Origin of the sequence: Mesorhizobium sp. B2-3-14, assembly GCF_006442175.1 — a bacterium.
GTDB lineage: Bacteria > Pseudomonadota > Alphaproteobacteria > Rhizobiales > Rhizobiaceae > Mesorhizobium > Mesorhizobium australicum.
The window spans coordinates 37,931-56,924 of the sequence record NZ_VFVP01000011.1; the positions used below are offsets into that span (position 1 = coordinate 37,931).

Consider the following 18,994-nt stretch of genomic DNA (forward strand, 5'->3'; position numbering starts at 1 on the left):
AATCACCGCCGTTGATGCACCCAAGCCACAGGGAAGGACGGGCTAGGCACATGAGAATGCGCAAATTAGACCTACCGGCGAGTCCGTCAAGACGTCCGTGGCGTTACGCATGAAAATACCCAATGGGCGGAACATTCGAAGTCAAATTTCACTGACCCGATAACGACGACCCAGACCGCCGCGGACGGGCCCCAAACGGTCGCTGCCCCGCCCTCTCCAGCATGCACATCCGGCTCAGACTTTTGCCCTTGGTGTTAGGGGCGCGCTAGGATAGCATATCTGCGGATTGGGGTATGCGATGCCAGAAGTCTCGATACGCCGAGCGGACTTCATGATGGTCCTCGCTTATGCATCGGACCTCGCGACAGGCCATTCCCGCGACTTCGCCCTGAAATCCTGCGTGCTTGCGATGCGGATCGCCGAGCTTGCCGGCCTTTCGGAGCAGATCCGGCGCAATGCGTATCACCAGTCGATGCTGCGCTATGTCGGCTGCAATGCCGACACGGACCTTCTGTCGGCCACCTTCGGCGATGAAATTGCGTTGCGCCAGGATCTCGTCGGTCTCGACATGGGCAACCGCGCGGAACTAGGCAGGGTCTTCGTACAGGCCTTCAAGCGGCTTTACTATGATCTCGACCCAGATGCGCAGGCCAAGGCGATCGAGGCCGCGATGTCGCAGGCTCTCGCCGTGGCCCGCCCGGTACTCACCGCCCATTGCGAGGTTGCGCAACGGATCGGCGTGCGCCTCGGCCTGTCCGACGAGATCCGGCGCAATCTTGGACAAATCTACGAACGCTGGGATGGAAAGGGCCTACCGCGTGGGCTGAGCGGCGAAGACGTCTTGCCCGCCGTGCGCCTGATTACTTTGGCGCAGGATGCTATTGCGCTCAGCGACGCGGCCGGCATCGACGCGATGGCCGAGACCATCGCCAGTCGTGGCGATGGTGCCTACGAGGCGGAGCTGGCCCGGCTCGTCGCCGCCAACGCCGCCGTGCTGATGGAGGGCATCGGCGCGACGGTCGACCGCGAGACGATCCTGGCGCTGGAGCCCGATCCGCCGGTGACGCTGGACGAGGCGGCTTGCGACGAGGCTTTCCTTGTCGTCGCCGACATGATCGACATGCGCATGCCGTTCACACAAGGTCATTCGCGGATGGTGGCGGAACTGGCCGAGGGTGGAGCACGACGCCTCGGGCTGCCCGAGCCCGATGTCCGCGCACTGCGCTGGTCTGGCTGCATCCATGACATTGGCGAACTGGTGGTGCCGGTGGCAACCTGGATGCGGAACGGGCCGCTATCCGTCCGCGAGCGGGACGCCGCACAGTTGCACGCCTATTACGGCGAGCGGGCGCTGGCCTCGTTCGGTCCCCAGGGCGATGCTATTGCTGGGCTCGTGCTTCGCCATCACGAGCGCCTGGACGGCTCGGGCTATCACCGCAAAGTTGGCGGCTCCGACCTCTCTCCGGCGGCGAGGACCCTGGCCGCCGCCGAAGCGTACCAAACTTCGCGGGAGGAGCGCCCACACCGCAAGGCGTTGTCCAGCGAGGCGGCGGCGGCGCAGCTGCGCATCGCTGTTCGAGAGGGCTGTATCTGCCCCGACGCCGCCGAGGCTGTACTGTCCTTCGCCGGACAGCCGTCGCGACGCCCGGCCCCGCGCTCGCTGGCCGGCATGACGCCGCGCGAGATCGAGGTGCTGCGTCTGATCGCCGCCGGCCTGACCGCGAAGGAGGCCGCGCGCAAGCTGCTTATCTCACCCAAGACCGCGGATCACCATATCCAGAGCGTCTATTCCAAGATCGGCGTGGCTACCCGTGCGGCCGCGGCGCTCTACGCGGTCGAGCACGGGCTGGTCAGGCCAGGCGAAACGCAGCCATAGGGAATACACCCCATGTGCGCCCCCTGCGGCGCGCGCATCCTAATCCTGTCGACGGACCAATGGTGGCCGCGACCGACAGGAGGAAATTCAATGCTTCTTGCAACGACGAAGGTGGCGGACGTCGACCGCTTCATCCACATCTTTTCCACCAAGGGCGCCGACAAGCGCCGACTGCACGGCTCGAACGGCGCAACCGTGTTCCGCGACCCAAGCGAGGCCGACCGCATCTGGGCCATCTTCGACTGGGACGCCGAGGGTTGGAAGAATTTCGTGTCGGATCCGGAGGTTCCCGCGATCCTGCAGGAAGCCGGCCATGTCGGCAAGCCGCAGGCGGCACTGCTGCTGGGCCACTACGAGGCCTGATCTTCGCGCTACGCGCCGTCGGCCATGCACGGCGGCGCCCGACGAAGACCCGGAGATGAACCCTACAATATCGGAGAGATTAGATGAACCAGAATCCTATTAAGATCGGCCTCATCGCCGAACTCACCGGCCCCTTGTCCTTCATGGGCATCGCCAATGCCAATCTCACCACCATGCTTGTCGACGACATCAACGCAAAAGGCGGCCTCCTCGGCCGGCCGGTGAAGCTCATCATAGAGGATGGCGAGACCACCGACAGCGCGGCCAAGGCAAGCGCCGCCAAACTTGTGGATGTCGACAGGGTCGACTTGGTCGTTGGCGGCATCTACAGCTCGACCCGCCTCGCCATCAAGAGCGAGGCGGTCACCCGCGGCAAAACGCTCTACATCTACACCGAGCAGTATGAGGGACAGGAAAACGATCCCTTGATCTTCTGCACGGGCCCGGTGCCGGCGCAGCAGGTGGAACCGCTGATTCCATGGCTGATGAAGAGCACCGGGGCAATGAGGTTCTATTTGCCGTCGGCCGACTATATCTGGCCCCACATTCTAAATAAGGCGGCAAGCCGGGTCGTGCGCGCCAATGGCGGCGAGATCGTCGGCGAGGAGTACTTCCCGCTCGATACCGTCGATTTCCAACGGACGGTGCAGCAGATCATGGTCAGCGGCGCCGATGTCGTGTTCAACACCATTGTTCCGCCGGGGCTGACGCCGTTCCTAGATGAGTTGCATAAAGCTGGGTTCGGCAAACGCGGCGGCAGGATCGTCTGTACCTATTTTGACGAGAACTTTCTCAACCTCGTCCCGTCCGAGCAGATCGAAGGCCTCTACAGCTGCCTCGACTACTATCAGGAACTCGACGATCCATATGGCCGCGCGCTTTTGAACCGCTACACAGCGCGCTTCGCCGGGAGCGCCATGTTGACAGCAGGCAGCGGCTGCACCGGCCATTACCGGGCGATCAAGATGTGGGAAGCAGCAGTGACCGAAGCCGGTACCCTCCAGCAGGGCGCCGTCATCGCGGCGCTCAATCACGCTCGGATCAGCGAGGGACCGGGTGGACCGGCCGAAATGGTTCCCGGTCAGCACCATGTTCGCATGAACATGTACATTGCGCAGGCGGAGCGCGGTCGATTCCGGGTTGTCAGGAAGCTGGGTCCGATCGATCCGAACGAGCGCGTTCTGACGGAAGAATTGCAACCGAGCAACTGAGGTGAACTGCGCAGACCTCGATTACTGTTCTTCCAATCGGCGAGGGCGGCTCGATGATGCTGCCCTCGTCCTCCTTTTGTCGGCTCCCGGAACAGGCGGCTTACCCAGTGTGGTGAGGGAGATATCGCTTGCTCGCCGAGCGCCTCATTGGCTGTTACTACATGATGGCGCATGGAGGCGAAATCGGGCAGGAATGTGCTGATGTCAGTTCCCAGCCGTAACCTTGTCCGATTAACGTCCGCCTCCCTGCTCATAGGGTTTGCTGCGCTCATGGCCATCGTGGTCACAAATTTCTGGCTTGGCCAGAGAGCGCAATCCTACTTCGATGATGCGATCGCGGCGCGCGACACCCGGGTCGCGGCGGTTGAATTGAGAAATGCAATGCAGACGGCTGAGGCGTCCGAACGCGGTTTCGTGATCACCGGCAACGAAATCTATTTGGGACCATATCAAACAGCCAAAGCCCAAGCGCAGCGCCACCTCGAAGCGCTGCAGACGTTGCTGACTTCCTATCCCGACTCCCAATCGACGCTGCACCGGCTCACCGCAATCGTTGCCGCCAAGTTCGGAGAGTTCGATCAGACGATAGCACTCAAGCGCGACCAGCGTGATGCAGAGATCTCAGCGTTGTTCCGAACGAACAGAGGTAAGGCTCTGACGGACGAAGCCAATGTGTACTTCTCGGGTGTTATCGGGCGGGCGGATGACCGACTTACATCCGGTGTCGCCGAGCAGCGTGCCAACAGCGGATGGCTGCGGCTTGTTTCTGCAGTCGGCGGGCTTGTCATCGTCGTCGTCGTTGCCGGGGCTGCCTATGCAGCCGCTCGTTACACCAGAGAACTTCGCAAGACACGCGACGAGGTCAATGCACTCAACAGCGACTTGGAACTACGTGTCAGCACCCGAACTGAAGATCTGGCAAGGGCCCGCGACCGGGCCGAGGTGCTTCTATCGGAAGTCAATCACAGGGTCGCGAACAGTCTGGCACTGCTCTCATCGCTTGTAACTCTCCAGTCAAAAGCAGTCGGGGATAATGCGTCAAAAGATGCACTGGCCGAAACCCAGGACCGCATCTTCGCGATCTCGCTGGTGCACAGGAGGCTCTACAGTTCTTCCGATGTCCGCTCGGTTGCCCTCGACGAATACCTTGCTGGGCTGCTCGATCACCTGCGAACGTCGCTTCGAAGCCAGGGACATGGCGTAAGGCTCTCCTACGAGGTAGATCCGATCAAACTCGAGACAGATGCCTGCATCAACCTTGGGGTGGTGGTCACTGAACTCGTTACAAACGCGTTCAAGTATGCCTACCCCGATGGGGCGGGAGACATTCAGGTACGGCTCACAGCACTGCCGGGCGAACAAGCGGAGCTGCTGGTCGAGGACGCCGGCATCGGGAGGGCCGAGGGCCTGCCCGCCAAAGGTACAGGGGTGGGCAGCAGGATCATCAATGCCATGGGTGTCAGCCTTGGCGGCAAGATAGAGTATCGCAATCTCCAACCGGGGACCGCGGCTCATTTGGTGTTTTCGACAAAACCACGGCGTGCTACCGCGGTTTTGTAGACAGCTGAGCCACTCAGTAGAAAGTTACCGTCAAGCGAATGCGCGTTGACGAGAGGAGAAACGGTGTTTGGTCTAAAGAGGAGGACTGCCCGGCTGCTCGGCCAAGCGATAGCTCTGCTGCTCATTTCCTCTATGGCCGGGCTTGCTTCGGCGCGCGCCCAGGAAGGTGCCCCAGGCATCACTAGGCGGGCGGTGTTTCCCGTCTTCGACCCAAATGCACCCTCATGCAGTGCCCCGGTCGGCCTGAGCAAGGTTTTGGCCTATGTACAGGAAAACGACCGGGACTTTTTGCAGGGGGTTGATCACGGCCTATCCCTGGCGGCAGTAAATCGCGGCTTGGGGTATCGAAGAGTTCTGGCTGAAAATGACGTCGGCAAGGCCATAGACCAGGTTCACTCTCTCGTCGCGGCGAGGGTTGGCGCCATCGTGGGCACGTCTTCGGATCCGGTGGCTTTCGGCCCCTCGCTTCAGCAGGCGATCTGGTCGGGAGCGTTTGTCGGCACGATCGTGCCTCCACCCGCGACGTTGCTGCTCAATGCTCCGCAATATCGTACAGGCAAGGTGCTAGCTGACGCAGCGATCGAGCACATCAAGGCCAAGCTCGGCGGGAAGGCCAAGGTCGTTCTGCTGACCCAGGACACCATGGAGTTCCTGGCCCCTCGGTTCACGGCAATGCGAGATGGCCTGAATGCCATTCCCGGCGTGACAATCGTAGCCGACATCGCACCGAAGCCGGTCAACAAGGAAGGAGGGTTCGCCACGATGCAAACGATCCTTGTCGCCAACCCCGATGTCGACGTGGTGCTTGGCGGCGATGCCGTCGTGCTGGGCGCGCTGGAAGCATTGCGCGCTGCCGGCAAAGACAGGCCGGATCAATTTCTCGGCGGAATTGATGGCGAGCCAGAGGCGGTTTCTGAAATCAGAAAAGCGGACAGCCCCTACAAGGCGAGCATCGCCTTGTCATCACCGGTTTTCGGGTATGCCATGGGGCAGTTTGCGGCCGATTGGCTCGACGGCAAAAGCATCCCGCAGGCTATGGATATCCTTCCCATTGCACTGACACGCGCCAACCTTGAGTGGTACAATGCCGACTTGCTGGATCCAGCCTCGGTTTACGCCGATCCAGCACGCCGTGATCACTACCTGAAGATGTATGGAAATATCTGTTACGACAGCCGCAACGAGTATGTGAATTTTCCTTGGTCGTCAGAGCTGAAGTGATCTCTTGGCTTGAGGGTCGGCGTGTCGCACGATGGAACGCGCAGCAGAGATGGGTAGCTCAAAAGCCAGTTATGGGTACAAGGCACAGCCGCGATCACGGCCGTGAGGCCCGACAGGCAATTCCTGTCCGGGGGGGGGCTCCCCGACTCGCGTTCAGAGGGTCGAGGGGTAAGTTAGCAACCACACGAGGATCCACGATGGCGGAACTTGTCACGACGGCGCCCGAACACGCTTTCCCGCCAGCCTCGCTTGAAGAAGGACGACGACAAGCAGGAATAGTCCACGGATTACGGATTGCCAGTACGCTGAGAGCGAAATCCAGCCCATACCGTTCTCAAAGTTCAGGATGTTGAAAAGGATGCCCAGCAGGAGGACGCCAGCAAGCGTGGTCAACACCGAGCCCGAGCCGCCGGTGAGCAGCGTCCCGCCCACGACCACCGCCGCGATAGCGAAGAGTTCCCAGCCGACGCCCTCGATCGGTTGGCCGGCGCCAAATTGCGAGGCAAGGATGACGCCGGCCAACCCCGCGAGGCCGCCGCTCGCGGCATAGACGAGAAACTTGACCCGGTCAGTGCGCAGTCCCATCAAGCGTGAGGCGTCCTCGCCACCGCCAATTGCCAGCACCGTGCGTCCTGCGCTGGTATAGTTCAAGCAGACGGAGCCGATCACATAGGCGGTTACCGCAATCACCGCCGGGACAGGAAACACCCAGAAATTTCCTTGACCAATCCTGGTGAACCCTGAGGCGTAAGATACCGAGACGGTTTGATTGCCGGCAAGGAGCAGCGCCGAGCCGCTGGCTGCCAGCATCGTGGCGAGGGTTGCAATAAATGGCATCAGCTTGCCGCGGGTTATGAGGAAGGCATTGATCAGGCCCGCGGCAAGCCCGACGCCCACGCCGGCCGCGAGCCCTGGGAGCATCCCAAAAGGACTTGCCAATGCGGAGGCGACACTGCCCAAGGCGGCTACGGAGCCAACGGACAGGTCGATGCCGCCGGTCATGATGACGAAGCACATCCCAAGGGCGACGAGCGCGAACATCGAGTTATAGCGCATGACGCTCATGACGTTGAAGAAGCCCAGGAAACGATCGTAGCGCAGGAATCCGAACAGAACGAGCCCCGCAAGGGCAACCAGCACACCGTAGGTGCCGATGATGCGGACAAGATGGGCGCGGTTCACGGCCTATGTCCGATGCTGCTGCTGTAGCCAGACAGCAAGTGCGATGATGATCGCCTTCACCACAAGCGCCGCAGCGTCGGGCACCCCGTTGGCAAGCAGGGTATATCGAACGAGCTGGATGGTGAGCGCGCCGAGCAGGGTACCGATAATGGTTGCCTTGCCGCCGCTGAGCAACGTTCCGCCGACGGCGACCGCGGCGATGGCATCCAGTTCCATGCCCGACCCGACAAGATTTGCGTCACTTGAGGAGTTGATGGCGATGACGATGAGTCCGGCCAGCCCGGCGCAACTCCCGCTAATGGCATAGACGGACAGCTTGATTTTGGGGACGTCAATGCCTGCGAGTTCAGAAGCCTTTTCGTTGCCGCCGACCGCAAGGATACTACGTCCGAACACGGTGCGTTTCAGGATCCAAGCCGCGCCCGCAACAAGCATCATCATGATGATGACCTGAGCAGGTATATTGAAGGGGCGGGCAAGCCCAATCCATTGGAATTGTGGCACGCGAAATGTCTGCAAGTTGCCATTGGTCATAACTTGCGCGATCCCTCGCCCGGCGATGAACAGCACCAGCGTTGCCACTATAGGCTGGATGCGGAAGCGGGCGACCAACCAGCCGTTGAAGAGACCAAACAAGCTGGCGACAAGGATCGCCGCGCTCATAGCCAGCGTCACTGCTACGTAGATATTATCAATCGGAAAGATCTTGCCCATGAAGATCATCGGAGCCAGCGCGCCGGAAATGGCCATCAGCGAGCCGACCGAGAGGTCGATGCCGCCGGTTGCGATCACCAGCGTCATTCCGACCGCAACGATGACGATTGTACAGACCTGCGTGAGATTAACGTTGAGCGTCTGCATCGTCGCGAAGTTCTGGGTGTAGGCAAGATTGAAGGCCATTAGCAGCGCCAGCACGATCACCATTCCGTAGCGTGCCAGAAAGCCGAACAGATCGAAGCCGCGCGTCCCGGTGTCGCTAGCCGTTGAGGGTCTCGTCAGCTCGGTCACGCTTACACCTCCGCCGGTGAACCGCCATGCGCCATGGCTGCGATGACGTCCTTTTCGTTGGCGGCATCGCCTTCTAGCTCGGCCACGCTGATACCTTCGCGCAAGACGAAAATGCGGTCCGCGCCCTCGATGACTTCTTCCAGTTCAGAGGAGATCATCAAAACTCCCAATCCCTCATCGGCGAGCCGTCGGATGAGACGCTGGATCTCGCCCTTTGCACCGACGTCGATGCCGCGCGTCGGCTCGTCAAGGATAAGCAGCTTCGGATTCATCGCCAACCAGCGGGCAAGCAGGACCTTCTGCTGATTTCCGCCGGAGAGTTCGCGAACCCTCTGGTTCGGGCCGGAACATTTGATGCCAAGTTCGCGGATGAACCGCTCGACGATTTCACGCTGCCGCGTCTCGTTCAGGACACCGTTGCGGCTGATCTTCGGCAGCAGCGCAAGTGTGACATTCTCCGCCACCGTCATTTCCGGCACGATGCCCTCGGCCTTGCGGTCCTCGGTGCAGAAGCCCATGCCCGCGGCGATGGCATCGGCCGGGCCGGCAGGGCGGTAAGGCGAGTTCTCTATCGTCATGTCACCGGCGCTGAGGGGGTCGGCCCCAAAAACAAGCCGCGCTGTTTCGGTGCGGCCGGCGCCAAGCAGGCCCGCAAAGCCTGCAATTTCGCCACGACGTACGTCGAAGCTTACACGGCGTACCGACTGTCCGGCGGCAAGGCCGCGCGCGGAAAACAACACATCGCCTAGCTTGGAGCGATCGCGCTCGCCGAAGGCTGTTGCGTGACCCTCGACCACGGAGACATCGCGGCCGAGCATCGCCGCCACCAGCTCGAGCTTGCTGATGTCCTCCATCTCAGCGCTTCGCACCGTCCGGCCATCGCGCATGATCGTAACCCGATCGCAAACCTCGAAGAGCTCGTCGAGCTTGTGGCTGACGAAAATGACGGAGACGCCCTCGGCCTTCAACTGCCGGATCACGTTGAACAGAACCGCAACCTCACGCTCGTCAAGGGAAGAGGTCGGCTCGTCCATAATGACGAGCCGGGCCGAAAAGCCGATTGCTCGGGCGATCGCCACCATCTGCTGGGTGGCGGTGTTGAAATCGCCGAGCGGACGGCGCACGTCAATGAGGATCGAGAACCGGCTAAGCAGGCGTTCCGCATCCGCGTTCATGGCAGACCAGTCCAAGAGGCCGTAGCGGCGTTTCTCACGACCGAGGCAAATATTCTCGGCCACCGAGCGCAGCGGGACGAGATTGACCTCCTGGTAGATGGTGCTGATGCCACTGAGCTGCGCCTCGTGCGGCGAGCCGGCCTCGAATGGACGGCCTTGGAAAAGGGCCACGCCGGCGTCCTTGCGATGGTAGCCCGTAAGCACCTTGATCAGGGTGGATTTCCCCGCCCCGTTCTGGCCGATGAGGGCGTGGACTTCACCCGCACGGACCTGAAGCGTGGCCTCGGTCAGCGCCGGGATGCCGGCAAATTTCTTCTGGATTTCGCGCATATCCAAAAGCAACCGAGCGGATTCAACCGGCTGAGCGGTCATGGGCCAAGCTCCGAATGGCCCGCCCGCGGATGTGGGCAGGCCATGAAAGTGCAATCAAAACGCGATGTCGAAATCCTTCTTGGCGTTGGTGGCGTCAAAGAAGTGATCTTCGTTCTTGATGAAGGGCGGGATTTTCTTGCCGGCGGCGTAGTCGGCCATGGTGGCGAACGCCTTCGGCCCAAACAGTGGGCTGCATGCGCAAATAGCGCCGATTTTACCGTCGATGATCGCCTGCACGCCTTCTTTTTCCCCGTCGATCGACAAGATCAGGACGTCCTTGCCCGGGGCCTTGCCGGCAGCTTCCAAGGCGGCAATGGCCCCCAGGGCCATCTCGTCGTTGTGGGCATAAATAATGTCGGCGTCGGGATGCGCCTGGAGCAGCGTCTCGGCCACCTGGCGGCCCTTGTCGCGGGCGAAGTCGCCCGACTGGGACGCCAAAATCTTGAATTCCGAGTGCTTCGCGATGAAATCGTCGAAGCCCTTCTTTCGGTCGGTCGCTGCCGACGCGCCAGTCGTGCCTTCGAGTTCGATGATCTTCGATTTACCGTTGGCGTTCTTGACCAGCCATTCGCCGATGCGGGTTGCCTCCTCGATGAAATCGGAACCGATGAAGCAGACATAGTCCTCGCCGGGCTTTGCCATCGTATGGTCGACGTCCCGATCGATCAGGAAGACCGGGATGCCGGCATCGCGGGCGGCTAGGACGACCGGCACCAGCGGTTTGTCCTCGCGCGGAGGCAAGAAGATAGCGTCGACGCCCTGTGCGATCATCGAGTTTACGTCGGCGGCCTGCTTTGCAGACGACCCGGCTGCGTCGGTGTAGACCAACTGATGGCCGAGCTTCGCGGCCTCGTCGTGCATGCTCTTGGTCTCGGCCAGCCGCCAGGGATTGTTGCTTTCCGTCTGCGCGAAGCCGACCTTGTACTTGTCCTTTTTGGCAAGTGGCGGAAGCGCCGCGAAGGCCCGCGATCCTAGTGTGAGTGCCGCGGCGCCAACGGCGGAGCCTATTAACAATTTCCGACGGGTAATGATCATGCTCTTTCCTCCTTGATTTGTCGTTTTTGACGACTGTGAATGTTCCTCACCATCCTTGCATTGGCGGCTGCCCGCTTTGCCTTTGGATTTCCTTGGCCGCTATGCCGCCTCCAGGATGAAGTCGGCGCAGCGGTCGCCCAGCATCATCGCCGGCGCGGCCGTGTTGCCGGCATTGATGTTAGGACAGGCCGACATGTCCGCGACCCGCAGATTGTCAATCCCGCGCACGCGCATCGCAGCGTCCAGCACCGCCATCCGATCGCTGTCGGGGCCCATCCGACAGGTCCCGGCCGGATGGTAGTTCGTCTTGACGAACCGCTTGCAGTGCTTCGCTAAAGCCTCGTCACTGTCTTCATTGCCTGCCGGCACGGCTATGGCCTTCACGCGATCAGCCAGCGGTTTCGTTCGGAATGCCTCGAGGAAATAGCGCTGGCCCGAGATCATCTCCTTCATGTCCTCTGGGTGTGCGAGCAAATGAGGAGAAACGACCGGCATGTCCTTTGGATTTGCCGAACGAAGCTTCACAAAGCCGCGCGACTTTGGCTTCACAACCACCGTCGTTACGGTCAGCCCATAGGTATTGGCGACCAGCGTGAGGATGTCGCGGTCCAGGTACACGTGCGGCACGCAAAATGCTTGGATCGTCGGCTCGCCTTCGGGATCGGCAGGATTGACGAAAGCTCCCGCCTCGACGCCAGCAGACAGGATCGTGCCGGTGCCGAAAAGCTTGAACTGCAGACCGTTTCTGACCATTCGCCAGCCTTGGCCCTGCTTGAAGTAGCCATAGGATCCGTTGGTGGTGGCGATGATCGGCACCTCAGGATGGTCGATCAGGTTCTCGCCGACCCCTGGCAAGTCGGCTGTACAGGCGATGCCATGCTGCGCAAGCGCATCGGCGGGGCCGACGCCCGACAGCATGAGAAGTTTCGGCGAAATCAGCGCGCCTGATGAGATGATGACGTCGCCGTCGGCATAGGCGGTGTGTTCTGTGCCAGAGGAATCCACATAGGCGACTCCTCTGGCGCGCTCGTTTTCGATCATCACGCGGCTGACCGCACAATTCAGTCTCAGGGTGAGCCTGGGATCACGCAATAGAGGCTCGATGAACGCATAGGCGGCACTGCTGCGTTTTCCACCGCGGTTCGTGAACTGGTAGAAGCCTACGCCGCGCTGCGAAGCTCCGTTGAAATCATGGTTGTAGGGCAGTCCCAGCCCTTGCAGCGCCTGCACGAACCAGCGCGAAACATCGTCAATATAACCGGGGTCGGAGACAAGCAGGGGGCCGGCGGTTCCGTGCAACTCGCCGCCAAGGCGGTTGTTACCTTCCATGCCGGTGAAATGCGGCAGCACGGCCTGCCAGTTCCAGCGGATACCGGCATTGTTGCCACGCAGCAATTCATCCCATTCGTCATAATCTGCGGGCCGGCCGCGCATGTAGACCTGGGCGTTGACCGAAGTACCGCCACCCAGCACGTTGCCTTGCGAGATTTCGTGTACGCGGCCGTCGAGGTGCGCCTGAGGTTCGGTGCGATGATAGCTCATGAATTTTGAGCCGTTGATCATCTTAAAAATGCCGGGCGGCATGTCGAGCAGCGGATGGCGGTGCGAATGCCCAGCCTCCAGCAAGAGAACCCGCCGGCCCGCTCTCGCCAGTCTGGCCGCTACAACGCAGCCCGACGCTCCGCCGCCCACGACAATATGATCGTAGGACCTCGTCATCCTTCCTGTCCGTCAGGTGTTTCGAAGGTTCCGCGGACATATTCCCATGCCGAGGCAAGATGGTTGAGCAGGGCCCGCTCGGCACCATCGGGGTCACGCTCGATGATCGCGGCACAGATGTCACGATGGCTGAGGAAATTCACCCGATTGCGCTCAGGCGATCTCGGCATGCGCAGCCAATGCGGGGAGAGCCAGGCGGTAAACGCCTTATGCACGGCGGGCAACACCGGGTTGCGCGCGATGTCGTAAAGCACCGCGTGAAACGCCACATCGGTGGCATAGAAGTTCTCGGAGTCCGGTATCGCGGCCTCGTTCACCGCAAGTGCCGCCCTGAGCGCTGCGACATCGTCCTTGCGGGCGCTGATGGCGGCACTGCGAGCCAAGGCCGCTTCCAGGAAGACGCGCATGTCGTACAGGGTTTTCACGCCGGCCTTATCGACCAACAAGTGGCCGACGATGCCTTCCAGCGCGCCAAGAGCTGTATCGAGCCCCGGACGACGGGCCACCGGGCGAAAGCGGGGGCGCGCTTCGACTAGCCCCCGGCTTGCCAGCCGGGCGATTGCTTCGCGCACCACGCCACGTCCCACGCCGTATAGCGCCATGAGTTCCCGCTCAGCCGGCAGATAGCTGCCATCATCAAGCTTTCCGGAAATGATGTCGCGCTCGATGCCCGCTACCATGATGTCGGCCGCGCGAGCAGATCCGACCATCGCCGGCGCTCCCCGATGCTGTTCCGTCTGCAGCAAGCCTGATCTCCATGTCGCACCTCCATTAAGGCGCAAATCGGACCAAAGCACAAGCAGCTACGATATTTCGTCGGACCAAAATGGCGGCTGCCCGGCTTTAACGTTGCAGTTAGGCCATTTCTGATGCAATTATGGTCGTACCAAATCCACACGCACAAGAGGACTCCGATGTGAGCAGCACGGCAATCCAGGGCGTCGAGACACGGCTGTTCCGTGTGCCACTGCGCGAAGAGATGAGCGATGCCAAGCATGGCGCCCACACCCATTTCGAACTGGTGACCGTGACTGTCAGGCTTACCGATGGCAGCGAGGGTACCGGCTATACTTACACGGGCGGCAAGGGCGGCCATGCCATCCGCGCCCTCATCGAGCGTGATCTGACGCCCTTTTTGCTTGGGCGCGACGCCGCTGACATCGATGCCGTCTACGACGGCATGTTGTGGCATATTCACTATGTCGGGCGCGGCGGCATCGCTTCCTTTGCAATTTCGGCGGTCGATATAGCTTTATGGGATCTCAAGGGCCTGCGGACGGGCCTTCCGCTCTGGAAGATGGCAGGCGGAGCAGGCCGAACTGCGAAGGTGTATCGCGGCGGCATCGACCTGAATCTCACCCTTGATCAGCTCCTTTCCAACATCGAATCTTATCTCCAGGCAGGCTTCACGGCAGTGAAGATCAAGGTAGGTAAGGACAACCTTGCCGAAGATGTGGCCCGCGTGAGAGCCGTCCGGGAGCGTATCGGACCTGATACGCCGTTGATGGTGGATGCGAACTACGCGTTGGATGTTCCGCGCGCGATCGAAGCGGCAAAGGCTTTCGCGCCCTATGACATATTATGGTTCGAGGAGCCTATCATTCCCGACGACTATGAAGGTTACGCGACCATCGCGCAGGCAACTGGCATGCCGCTCGCGATGGGAGAGAATCTGCACGTGATTGAGGAGTTCGAGCACGCCTTTGCGTGGTCGAGGCTGTCCTATATCCAACCGGATGCCTCGAATTGCGGTGGCGTCACCGGCTGGCTGCGGGTCGCTCACCGTTCACGCAAGGCCGGGGTGCCGGTGTGCAGCCACGGCATGCAGGAACTTCACGTCAGCCTCGTCGCTGGCCAGGAGAATGCCGGGTGGGTCGAAGCGCACAGTTTCGACATCGACTCCTATACAACCAGGCCCTTGGTGCTTCATGGCGGGCTAGCAGTGGCACCCGACGAGGCGGGCGTCGGTGTGCTATTCGACTGGCAAAAATTGTCGGCAGCCAGCGCCGCTTAGCTGGCATGCAGGTGAACGCTCCACCCTAGCATCCCAGTTGGCGATAGCGTGGCCTTGCGCGTTCACGTAATAGCCGGGGGCCTCGATATGGGCGATATTGCTTTGGCGGCGGACCTGATTCCGCTCGGCCGGCGCCAACCACGCCACCCAGCTCCCACCCGGCGCCGGCCGCCTTCGGCTTACCGATTCATCAGGTACGTCTGGCCAGCTGCTCGCCTTCGCCAAATCACATCACGCAAGGGCGCTTTTCAAAGAGGGGGCGGAAAGCAGGTATTCTCCAGTTTCACCGACGAGAAGGACCGTCTCCGGGTTCGCCCAGAGCTCCTGTTCCGAAAGGTGGCTCGGAGACGGACAACGGGCGCCTCGTGGCGAGGAGCGCGACCGCAAAGCAGGCCACCAGCGAAGTCGGCGATCGCAAAACCAGCTTGTCAATGTCACGCCTCGAAACTTAGGCGGCAAAATCTCGACGTCGCGATCCGGTCAAAACTCCGATATGCTCAAGCAAAGCATTGGGGGTGACATGGACCCGATCAAGAGCCTAGTCGTGGTGCGGGATGACATAATCGCCGCGATCCTTCGCCTGGAAGCAATCCCGGAAGACGACAAGCATTATGGTTTCGCTCTTCAAGAGCGCGGCTACTTGAAGAGCGTGGTTATCAAGATCGAGGCCGACATTCGCATATTGCAAGAAACGCTATAGATGCCGACCGAATCGCTTCGGGTGGCTAGGTTCGCACCTCGCCATCGAGCAAGCTTTCAAGACCAATCCTGGCGACCAGATCGAAGTCGGTATGGCTATTCGTTCGACAGGGAGCCGGGCGACGGTGGCACACACTGCGCGCAAGCCTGTGATCGCGGCGGTTCGGTGCACGACCGACATGCATGAAATGGGCAACGTTCGATTGGAACAGCTGTGCGCAGGAAGAAGACGAGGAGCAGTGATCGACCCCCTCTCATTAATCCGTTCGCGCCTTTGCCGGGGTGGTTTGACTTGTCCACGACCTGAAAGACCGCACACCTTGGCCTCGAAGCGGTCGTTAATTTCAATCCGGCCCATCCTTACCAATCGTGTATGCGTCGGATTGGGCAGCCGACCGACTATGCGAAAGACGGGTTGATCTTTCGCGTTCCTGCGCAGCCGGGAGAGCTTCGCTAGGAAGATCTCTACATTTCGCCTCTGCGGCTGTCGCCGTTGTCCACCGCGGGATTGACCTCAGACGCAGCATTCATTCGCATGGTGCAGATCAGTCCCGATTTGTGGAACTTCAGAGTGACGCGTCCGGACGTGCCGGACGCAAACACGCGCTCGAGGAGCTGCGTGCCGAAGCCCTTTCGCTCGATCGGTTCGACGGGCGGACCTCCCCGTTCGCGCCATTCTAAATTGAGCCAGCGATGCTGTTTTTGACCGACGAGCTTCCAATGAATCGACACCGTGCCGGTTTCGTTCGACAGTGCTCCATACTTGAGCGCATTCGTCGTAAGCTCATGAAAAGCCAGAGCGGCCGAAAGAGCGACGTTCGGTGATAGCCAGACCGACTCGCCGCTAATCCCGAAGCGGTCGATCGGTGCGTGTGAGCTGACCGATGTGGCAATCAGATCCCTGACGTCGGCGCCACTCCAGTTCTGCTGAATAAGCAGATCGTTGGCCTTGGCCAGCGAGACGAGACGGCTGGAGAGCGTGCGTCCTGCTTCAGCCAGGCTTGTGGCGTTGCGAAGTGTCTGGGAGGCAATGGACTGAACCACGGCAAGGATATTCTTCACGCGATGGTTCAGCTCATTGGTCAGCAATTTGAGCTGCTCCTCGCCGCGTTTGCGTTCCGTTATGTCGAGGCTGATTTGAACGGCGCCAATAATGCTGCCACTGGGGTTGCGAATTGGACGTGCGCTGGAAAGTAGAAGGCGCTCGATACCTGACGGCAACGTGTAGACGAACTCTTCGTGATCCGTCAGCTGCCCGCGCATGGCGCGGCTAAGAGGGCGGTCTTCGCGGCTCACTATGTGCCCGTCCTTGACGGCCACCGTGTCGATGACAAGGTCGGGGCTGCCGAAGGTTTTGTGCGCGTCTGTCGGCAGGCCCATGAGTTCTGCCGCGAAGCGGTTGCGGATGACCTGAAGAGCCTTCGGATCATAGGTAAACCAGACTGCCGCCGGCGCTGTCTCCAACACCGCCTCCAGCTCGTAGCGCCGTTCGGCGATCGCCCGCTCCGCATCCACCATCGCCTGGGCGATGGCAGCGAACTCCGTAACCGAGGTCGACAAGGCTTCGACGCTGCGGCCGTGACCCAGCGCTTCGGCCCGTGTCGCCAGTTCAGCGGTGGCCCGGGTGAATCCTTTGCCGACGAAATATGCCAGAGCAACCGAGACAAGAAGCGACAGGAGACCTATCCCGCAGATCGCCGCAAGCGAGCGCCAGAGCGGCGCCTGCGCTGCTGCAAGCGGCACGTTTGCTGTGTAAAACCAATCAGAGTCCGGAGACCTGTAGTAGCCCGCCAGCAGCGTCTCCCCTTCGAAATTGCGTGACGTGAATGAGCCCGAGCGCCCGACTATCTTTTCCACGTATTCGGGCAATCCGCGCTTCCCGGTCCATTCGTCGTGGAACCTGGAACGTGCAACGTAATTTCCGTCGCGATCTCCCACGCCCACAGTCCATCCTTGCGGGACCGCCGGCATCAGAACATCGCGGATCCGGGCAGTCGGCACAGAAAGCGTAAGAAGCAGGTCCTCCCCCTTCGGGGCGGGCACCCGAACGGCAACAGCTACGCGGTATTCGCCCGAGCCTTTGCCGCTGAAGACATCGCTGACGAAAACACCGGAACGGCTGAGTTTCTCGCGCTCGACAGAAGCTATAGGTGCGACTGACGGCAAGGCGGCACCGTAGCCTATTTCGGTGTTCATCAGCTGATTGCCGCCAAGATCGCGCAGGACGATCGTCCGGTCCGTCCCGTGGACAAGATCGAGCGCCTCGCGGTGAAAGGCTTGCAGATCGCCACTGGCGAGCGCGGCGGATTTGGACAGGCCGTCGAGGATGGTTTTGAGATTCGCCAGCTCGCCCTCTACAACGAGCGACACCTGGCGAGCCGTTTGCACGGCATCCTGCTCAAAACGATATCGTTCATGCAGGGCATATTGGCCTAGCAGATAGCCGGCAAACAGCCACACCGGGACAACTGCGGCGGCGGTCAAAGCAAGCAGATGCGATCGAACTGATCGACGAGGCAAGTCCATATCCCGTGCCGGCTCAGGAACCTCACCATAATCGGCGGGCCACGAACGGCAAGCGTTAGTTTAAGCGAATATAATGCTTCCGGTGCGCCGTGGCGCACGCGATAAGGTGCCATGGCCGCCGGTCACTGCCGTGGGCTACTCTTTGACCGCGCCGGTCATTGACGACACGTAGTGCTCGACGAAGAAGGAATAAAGGATCACCACCGGCAGCGAGCCTATCAGGGCGCCTGCCATAAGCGAACCCCATTCGTAAACGTCGGAGCGGACCAGCTCGGTCAGCACGCCCACCGGCACGGTCTTATTCTCGGACGACTGGATGAAGGTGAGGGCGTAGATGAACTCATTCCACGACAGCGTGAAGGCGAAGATACCCGCCGAGATCAGCCCTGGTACCGACAGCGGCAGCACGATCTTGGTTAGCACTTGCCAGCGGCTGGCGCCGTCGATGAGGGCGCACTCCTCCAGTTCGAAGGGAATGGAACGGAAATAGCCCATCAGCAACCAGGTGCAGAAAGGCACCAGGAAAGTCGGATAAGTCAGGATCAAGGCAAAGGGCGTGTCATAAAGCCCGAGATTAAACACCATCACCGACAGCGGAATGAACAGGATGGACGGTGGGACCAGATAGGCGAGGAACACGGCCAGCCCGACCTGGCGCGAGCCGGAAAAACGCAGTCGCTCGATCGCATACGCAGCCAACACCGCGGCGACAAGCGACAGCACGGTAGCGGCGACCGCAATAATCGTCGTGTTGAGCAGCCAGCCGGGATAGGAGGTCTCGAAAAGCAGATAGCGGATGTTCTGCAAGGTCGGGTGGACGACCCAGAACGGGCTCGATGTATCGTAACTCGTCATTTCTGCGTTGGGTTTGATGGCGGTGATCGTCATCCAGTAAAAGGGAAAGAGCAGCACGATGACAAATATGGCCAGCGGGACATAGATCGTGACCACGCGACGCGGCATGCTTTGCAGATAGCTCATGCCACCTTCGTCGCCGCCGGCTGCGTTGGCCTTGGGGTCGGTCAGAGCCATC

The 18,994-nt window shown here is 60.8% G+C and carries 15 protein-coding genes; 7 read left to right on the top strand and 8 right to left on the bottom strand.

The window, feature by feature from the left end:
- Positions 1-331: 331 nt before the first annotated feature.
- From FJ950_RS23850 to FJ950_RS23870, 5 genes are all read left to right on the top strand, one after another.
- Positions 332-1,876 (top strand): HD domain-containing phosphohydrolase, encoded by a 1,545-nt coding sequence (locus FJ950_RS23850; protein ID WP_246677749.1) that lies wholly within the window; start codon positions 332-334, stop codon positions 1,874-1,876.
- A 90-nt stretch (positions 1,877-1,966) separates the two neighbouring features.
- Positions 1,967-2,239: a hypothetical protein gene (locus FJ950_RS23855; RefSeq protein WP_140619068.1), complete on the top strand. Its 273-nt coding sequence runs from the start codon at positions 1,967-1,969 to the stop codon at positions 2,237-2,239.
- Between the two features lie 83 nt (positions 2,240-2,322).
- Positions 2,323-3,450, top strand: coding sequence for a substrate-binding protein (locus FJ950_RS23860; protein WP_140619071.1), 1,128 nt, complete (start codon positions 2,323-2,325; stop codon positions 3,448-3,450).
- 201 nt (positions 3,451-3,651) lie between these two features.
- Positions 3,652-5,010 carry a CHASE3 domain-containing protein gene (locus tag FJ950_RS23865; protein ID WP_246677751.1) on the top strand — a complete coding sequence of 453 codons (1,359 nt, stop codon included), beginning with the start codon at positions 3,652-3,654 and terminating at the stop codon, positions 5,008-5,010.
- 63 nt (positions 5,011-5,073) lie between these two features.
- On the top strand, positions 5,074-6,231 hold the full coding sequence (locus FJ950_RS23870) for a sugar ABC transporter substrate-binding protein (RefSeq protein WP_246673918.1): 1,158 nt from the start codon (positions 5,074-5,076) through the stop codon (positions 6,229-6,231).
- A 210-nt stretch (positions 6,232-6,441) separates the two neighbouring features.
- Here FJ950_RS23870 and FJ950_RS23875 read toward each other — a convergent pair whose 3' ends face one another.
- From FJ950_RS23875 to FJ950_RS23900, 6 genes are all read right to left on the bottom strand, one after another.
- Positions 6,442-7,413 carry an ABC transporter permease gene (locus FJ950_RS23875; protein WP_140619075.1) on the bottom strand — a complete coding sequence of 324 codons (972 nt, stop codon included), beginning with the start codon at positions 7,411-7,413 and terminating at the stop codon, positions 6,442-6,444.
- A 3-nt stretch (positions 7,414-7,416) separates the two neighbouring features.
- Positions 7,417-8,421 (bottom strand): ABC transporter permease, encoded by a 1,005-nt coding sequence (locus tag FJ950_RS23880; protein ID WP_140619077.1) that lies wholly within the window; start codon positions 8,419-8,421, stop codon positions 7,417-7,419.
- Between the two features lie 2 nt (positions 8,422-8,423).
- Positions 8,424-9,968 carry a sugar ABC transporter ATP-binding protein gene (locus FJ950_RS23885; RefSeq protein WP_140619079.1) on the bottom strand — a complete coding sequence of 515 codons (1,545 nt, stop codon included), beginning with the start codon at positions 9,966-9,968 and terminating at the stop codon, positions 8,424-8,426.
- A gap of 54 nt (positions 9,969-10,022) precedes the next feature.
- Positions 10,023-11,003 (bottom strand): ABC transporter substrate-binding protein, encoded by a 981-nt coding sequence (locus FJ950_RS23890; protein ID WP_140619081.1) that lies wholly within the window; start codon positions 11,001-11,003, stop codon positions 10,023-10,025.
- A gap of 99 nt (positions 11,004-11,102) precedes the next feature.
- A complete protein-coding gene (locus FJ950_RS23895; RefSeq protein ID WP_140619083.1) occupies positions 11,103-12,722 on the bottom strand; it encodes a GMC family oxidoreductase in 1,620 nt (539 codons plus the stop codon).
- Positions 12,719-13,468 carry an FCD domain-containing protein gene (locus FJ950_RS23900; RefSeq protein WP_246677752.1) on the bottom strand — a complete coding sequence of 250 codons (750 nt, stop codon included), beginning with the start codon at positions 13,466-13,468 and terminating at the stop codon, positions 12,719-12,721. Before FJ950_RS23900 ends, FJ950_RS23895 begins: the two co-directional genes overlap by 4 nt.
- 170 nt (positions 13,469-13,638) lie before the next feature.
- Between FJ950_RS23900 and FJ950_RS23905 the strand changes: the two genes are divergently transcribed.
- Positions 13,639-14,736 carry a mandelate racemase/muconate lactonizing enzyme family protein gene (locus FJ950_RS23905; RefSeq protein WP_140619085.1) on the top strand — a complete coding sequence of 366 codons (1,098 nt, stop codon included), beginning with the start codon at positions 13,639-13,641 and terminating at the stop codon, positions 14,734-14,736.
- 520 nt (positions 14,737-15,256) lie between these two features.
- Positions 15,257-15,436 carry a hypothetical protein gene (locus FJ950_RS23910; protein WP_140619086.1) on the top strand — a complete coding sequence of 60 codons (180 nt, stop codon included), beginning with the start codon at positions 15,257-15,259 and terminating at the stop codon, positions 15,434-15,436.
- A gap of 464 nt (positions 15,437-15,900) precedes the next feature.
- Here FJ950_RS23910 and FJ950_RS23915 read toward each other — a convergent pair whose 3' ends face one another.
- Positions 15,901-17,961: an HWE histidine kinase domain-containing protein gene (locus FJ950_RS23915; protein WP_140619088.1), complete on the bottom strand. Its 2,061-nt coding sequence runs from the start codon at positions 17,959-17,961 to the stop codon at positions 15,901-15,903.
- Positions 17,962-18,096: 135 nt separating this feature from the next.
- Positions 18,097-18,993, bottom strand: coding sequence for a carbohydrate ABC transporter permease (locus tag FJ950_RS23920; RefSeq protein ID WP_140619090.1), 897 nt, complete (start codon positions 18,991-18,993; stop codon positions 18,097-18,099).
- Position 18,994 lies beyond the last annotated feature (1 nt).